Origin of the sequence: Bacteroides sp. 1001302B_160321_D4, from assembly GCF_015667765.1 — a bacterium.
GTDB classification, from domain to species: domain Bacteria; phylum Bacteroidota; class Bacteroidia; order Bacteroidales; family Bacteroidaceae; genus Bacteroides; species Bacteroides xylanisolvens.
The window spans coordinates 1-5,464 of the sequence record NZ_JADPLO010000122.1 but is presented as its reverse complement, the minus strand read 5'-3'; the positions used below and the strand labels follow the sequence as shown (position 1 = coordinate 5,464).

At 41.8% G+C, this 5,464-nt stretch carries 4 protein-coding genes; all 4 read right to left on the bottom strand.

Going from position 1 to position 5,464, the window contains the following annotated elements; all coding sequences use genetic code 11:
• Nucleotides 1–150 precede the first annotated feature (150 nt).
• A complete protein-coding gene (locus KFO40_RS25070; protein ID WP_004302057.1) occupies nucleotides 151–576 on the bottom strand; it encodes an HIT family protein in 426 nt (141 codons plus the stop codon).
• Between the two features lie 49 nt (nucleotides 577–625).
• Nucleotides 626–2,899, bottom strand: coding sequence for a cation:proton antiporter (locus KFO40_RS25065; RefSeq protein ID WP_008644441.1), 2,274 nt, complete (start codon nucleotides 2,897–2,899; stop codon nucleotides 626–628).
• 150 nt (nucleotides 2,900–3,049) lie between these two features.
• Nucleotides 3,050–4,135, bottom strand: a complete 1,086-nt coding sequence (gcvT, locus tag KFO40_RS25060) for a glycine cleavage system aminomethyltransferase GcvT (RefSeq protein ID WP_120079044.1) — start codon at nucleotides 4,133–4,135, stop codon at nucleotides 3,050–3,052.
• Nucleotides 4,136–4,196: 61 nt separating this feature from the next.
• Nucleotides 4,197–5,420 (bottom strand): peptidase T, encoded by a 1,224-nt coding sequence (pepT, locus tag KFO40_RS25055; protein ID WP_004302053.1) that lies wholly within the window; start codon nucleotides 5,418–5,420, stop codon nucleotides 4,197–4,199.
• Nucleotides 5,421–5,464: the final 44 nt, after the last annotated feature.

The following is a 5,464-nucleotide window of genomic DNA, read 5'->3' as shown; positions in this document are numbered from 1 at the left end:
AAAAAACACACCAGCCACAAGCCCTGAAAGGGCGGAACTGTATACAATTATGCCCTTTCAGGGCGCAAATTCAGATTACCGTTTTTTCGTAGGGCGTTGCCCTACGCTGTATAATTAAGCCCTTTCAGGGCACCCCGCAAAATTTACCGTTTATAGGTTTGCCTTAACAGCATCAATCAATTCCTGATATTCTGCATCAGTCAGATAAACCTTTCCCGGGTTCATTTGGAATATACCTCCATAATCAGGTCCATCCACATATTTAGGTGCTAAATGAAAATGCAAATGAGACAATTTATCCGAGTAAGCACCATAATTAATCTTTTCCGGCTGGAAAGCTTTTTGCATGGCACGAGTGACACGCGCTACATCTGCCATAAAAGCATTACGATCTTCATCACTCAATTCATTCAAATCGTTCACATGGTCTTTATAAGAAACAAGACAACGTCCACGGTAGGTTTGTTCCTTAAACAAAAACACACGTGACACACTCAATTGCGCAATCTCAATCATCAGATTATGCAGCGTTTCATTGTTCTGGCAATACAGACATTCTTTCGGATCACTCTTCATGATATTATTATTTTAAGTTTTTATCGTTGCAAAAATAAGTATTCCATTCTTATCCTGCTTGTACTTTTTCGTTTTTTTGATCGACTAATTGGTACACATCCTCTTTTTCGCCTACCACCCAAACAACATCGCCTTCTTCGAGTGGAGCATTTACATCAGGAACCATCAGTGTACCGTCTTCACTTTCAACACCGGCTATCATACAATGATATTTGTCGCGGATACCCGATTCACGAATCGTTTTACCCAGAAAAACAGAATCACTGTCAATGATAAACTGCTTCAAAGCCATCTCGCTCTTTTCATAGACCTCCCAGTCTATCTTCGCTCCGTTTTGCATCGCCTCATTAAACACACTTAATTGTTCATCTGTACCTATCACCTGTATCTTATCCATCGGAAACAGGCGGACAGAACCACCGGGGATATTAATCCTCCTCTTTCCACGAAGAATAGAAGCAACATGAACTCCAAACTTCTTCCCCAGATTCAGCTCCATCAATGTCTTTCCCGCCCAACTGGATTCACCCGGAATTTCCATATCGGCAAGATGCAAATCATGCGACAACAAACGACCGGCATACTCCGGCTTTTTCTCTCCCAGATACTCTGCACGTACATCTCTGGAACGGAGATTCTGAAAGAAACGACGTTCAATCAATATCGATTGCTTCTTCAAACGGCGAGACCATACCATCAACAATACAACAAGTACAGCCACTCCAATAATCAATCCGATAGACGCCTTAAATAATCCGGAAATAACAAAGATAACAAAAAGTGCCGCTATCATAATACGAATCACGATTGTCGATACCAGCGGTGCGCGGTTGGCACGGCTGTCATGCCATAAGGTCATAAACTCAACCGAATGATTTTTCTTCACCATAATGGCACGCAAGAAAGGAGCAATACACAGAATGATAAATACCGCTCCCAACAATGATGCCCAGAAATGAGGCAGATTCTCTTTAAAGAATGGCACGACAAAACGAAAAGAAAGTGCAATAATCGACATACTGACAATTGAATAAACAACTGTTATACGTACCATTGACAAGATTAGCTTCTTCCACAAATTCTCGTGATTCAGAGCTGTTTGCGAACCGGAAGAATAACGCATCATTATTTTTTTCCATGATTCCGGAAGATGAGCATCCACAAAAGTAGAAGCCGGCTCGGCAAAACGAATCATATAAGGAGTCAGGAAAGTAGTAATCACAGAAACCGCTACCACTATCGGATACAGAAAGTCACTCGTTACATGCAAAGAGACTCCCAAAGAAGCAATAATAAACGCAAATTCGCCGATCTGCGTTAAACTAAAGCCGCATTGCATAGCCGTCTTTAAAGGCTTTCCGGAGAGAATAACACCGAATGTACCAAAAACGGCCTGTCCCAAGATAACAGCCAAAGTAATAACTATAATAGGTACGGCATATTCTACAATCATTGCAGGATCCACCATCATACCGACCGATACGAAAAAGATAGCTCCAAAAAGATCCTTTACCGGTTTCACCAGCCGGTCTATGGATTCCGCCTCGATTGTTTCCGCCAGAATAGATCCCATTATAAATGCACCAAATGCAGCAGAAAATCCTGTATGAGCCGCCATCACTACCATACCGAAACAAAGTGCCAACGACACAATAAGCAGAGTCTCCTCTCCCATCAATTTCCGGCAGCGTTTCAAGAATTCAGGAATCAGATAGATACCGACAACAAACCACAGAATAAGGAAAAACAATAATTTCCCGATACTCTCCAACATCTCGGTACCTTCAAAATGTTGGCTTACCGCCATAGTGGAAAGCATCACCATTAATACAATAGCCAAAATATCTTCCAAAATCAAGATACTCAACACAAGTCCGGTGAACTGCTTCTTCCTTAATCCTAAATCATCAAAAGCTTTATAAATAATAGTAGTAGACGACATCGCAATCATACCGCCCAAGAACAGACTGTCCATCCTGTGCCAGCCGAAACCCATGCCGACTCCTATTCCCAACAAAATCATACAAAAGATGATGGTACAGGCAGCAATGATGGCAGAACCACCCACCTTGACAATCTTCTTAAAACTAAATTCCAAACCAAGAGCAAACAGTAAGAAAATGACACCAATATCTGCCCATGTCTTAATATTGGCAGTATCCATCACTGAAGGAGTATACGGCATATGCGGACTTGCCAGGAATCCGGCAACTACATATCCCAAGACCAGAGGTTGCTTCAACTTCTTAAACAACAAAGTCATAACACCGGCACAGATCAATATCAGTGCGAGGTCAGCTATAAGAGTAGGTAATTGAGACATTATTTCATCGTATTTGATGACAAAATTATATTATTTCTATGGGATAAACAACATATCTACGGATATGTTTTGCAATAACGTCCTAAAATAAGTTAGCCCCGGATAGAGTCGATACTTATCCGGGGCTATACACAACAACCAGCTTATTTCTTATTTTCTAAAAGGAGGTTTCACTACCACTGCTTTTAACTTCCGACCACGCATATCAATACAGATTTCCGTGCCCACTTTACTATATTCCGGCTTTACATATCCCATGCCGATACCAATCTTACGGGTAGGCGACATCGTACCGGAAGTAACCACTCCTACTTGCTCGCCTTCAGCATTTACCAGTTCATAGCCATGACGGGGAATTCCGCGATCAACCATTTCAAAGCCAACCAGTTTACGGGTAACACCTTCCGCTTTCTGTTTTTCCAGCATCGGACGGTTGACAAAATCCTTGCCCTCCACAAACTTAGTGATCCATCCCAATCCGGCTTCTATCGGAGAAGTCGTATCATCCAGATCATTGCCATACAGACAGAAGCCCATTTCCAACCGGAGCGTATCACGGGCACCCAAACCGATAGGTTTAATGCCATACTCTTCACCAGCTTCAAAAATAGCCTTCCATATAGAATCAGCCGCAGACGGATAGAAATAAAGCTCAAAACCTCCCGCACCGGTATAACCCGTATTGGAGATAATCACATTCTCTTCACTTGCAAACGTTCCAACCTTAAATGTATAATAAGGAATAGTAGCAAGATCAATATCCGTCAACTTTTGCAGAACCGAAATAGCCTTCGGACCCTGTATAGCAAGTTGAGCTATGTTATCCGACGAATTTTCCAACTCGGCTCCCTCCGTATTGTGAGAAACACACCAGTTCCAGTCTTTTTCCATATTGGAAGCATTCACCACCAACATGTATTTTTCCGGTTCATACTGATAAACCAGCAAATCATCTACAATCCCCCCATCCTCATTCGGAAAACAAGTATATTGTATTTTACCCGGAGCCAGTGCCGCCACATTGTTAGATGTTATTTTCTGCAGAAAGGCCAACGCTTGCGGTCCTTTCACCCAAAATTCTCCCATGTGCGATACATCAAATACACCGACACCTTGACAAACAGTTATGTGTTCATCAATGATACCGGAGTATTCAATAGGCATATTATAACCTGCAAACTCGTGCATTTTAGCACCAAGTGCTATATGTTTCTCTGTAAACGGAGTGGTTTTCATTATTTTAAAGTATTAAGTTTTAAGTATCAGGTATTAAGTATTACCGGAGCTTACCGTCTTTTTATTTGGAAGCCACCAGTTCTGCTATTTTTACGATCACTTTCATTGCTTTCTCCATATTCTGGATAGGCACAAATTCGTAACGACCGTGGAAATTCAGACCACCGGCAAAGATATTCGGACAAGGCAATCCCTTAAAAGAAAGCTGCGCACCATCCGTACCTCCACGAATCGGTTTTACATTCGGTTTCACACCCACGGCTTCCATAGCTGCAAAAGCAGTATCGATGATGTGCATTACCGGTTCTATTTTCTCACGCATATTATAATACTGGTCGCGCAGTTCGAGTGTCGCAGTACCAGCTCCATATTCAGCGTTCATTTGAGCTACCAGACGTTCTATCTCTTTTTTACGGTTCTCAAATTTTGCACGGTCATGATCGCGGATGATATAAGACACAGTGCTTTGCTCCACATCCCCCTGAATACCAATCAAATGATAGAATCCTTCATAGCCGGTCGTATGTTCTGGTCTTTCCTGTGAGGGAAGCATCGTAATAAACTGATTGGCAAGATAGATAGAGTTAATCATCTTATCCTTGGCATATCCCGGATGCACATTACGTCCTTTAAAGGTTATTTTTGCGGCAGCAGCATTAAAGTTCTCAAACTCCAACTCCCCTACTTCACCTCCATCCATCGTATATCCCCATTCACAACCGAATTTCTCTACATCGAATTTATGAGCACCTTCACCGATTTCTTCGTCAGGATTGAAGCCGATACGGATTTTACCGTGTTTGATTTCGGGATGTTCCTTCAGATAAACCATCGCTGATACAATTTCCGCGATACCGGCTTTGTCGTCGGCACCGAGCAACGTTTTTCCGTTGGTTACAATCAAGTCTTCTCCCTTATGATCCAGCAATTCCGGGAATTGTGATGGAGAAAGGACTACATTCTCTTCAGCACAAAGCACAATATCCGAACCGTCATACTTTTCCACAATGCGCGGAGTGACATCTTTACCCGTCATATCAGGACTTGTATCCATGTGGGCAATAAACCCGATAGTGGGTACTTCTTTATTTATATTGGCAGGAAGTGTAGCAAAAAGATAGCCATGCTCATCCAAAGTAATATCTTCCAATCCCAAAGATTCCAACTCTTTTTTCAAGTATTCAGCAAAAATCATCTGCTTCGGAGTACTTGGAGTAAGCCCTGTCGATTCATCAGATTGTGTATCGAAGCTTACATACTTTAAAAATCTGTCTACTAAAGTCATATTGTTTTAATTACAAGTTACTAATTACAATTTACAAATTGATA

What these genes read in the sequence shown, in the direction of transcription:
- KFO40_RS25070 (WP_004302057.1), bottom strand. Translation starts at nt 576, where the DNA reads ATGAAGAGTGATCCGAAAGAATGTCTGTATTGCCAGAACAATGAAACG.
- gcvT (WP_120079044.1), bottom strand. Translation starts at nt 4,135, where the DNA reads ATGAAAACCACTCCGTTTACAGAGAAACATATAGCACTTGGTGCTAAA.
- KFO40_RS25065 (WP_008644441.1), bottom strand. Translation starts at nt 2,899, where the DNA reads ATGTCTCAATTACCTACTCTTATAGCTGACCTCGCACTGATATTGATC.
- pepT (WP_004302053.1), bottom strand. Translation starts at nt 5,420, where the DNA reads ATGACTTTAGTAGACAGATTTTTAAAGTATGTAAGCTTCGATACACAA.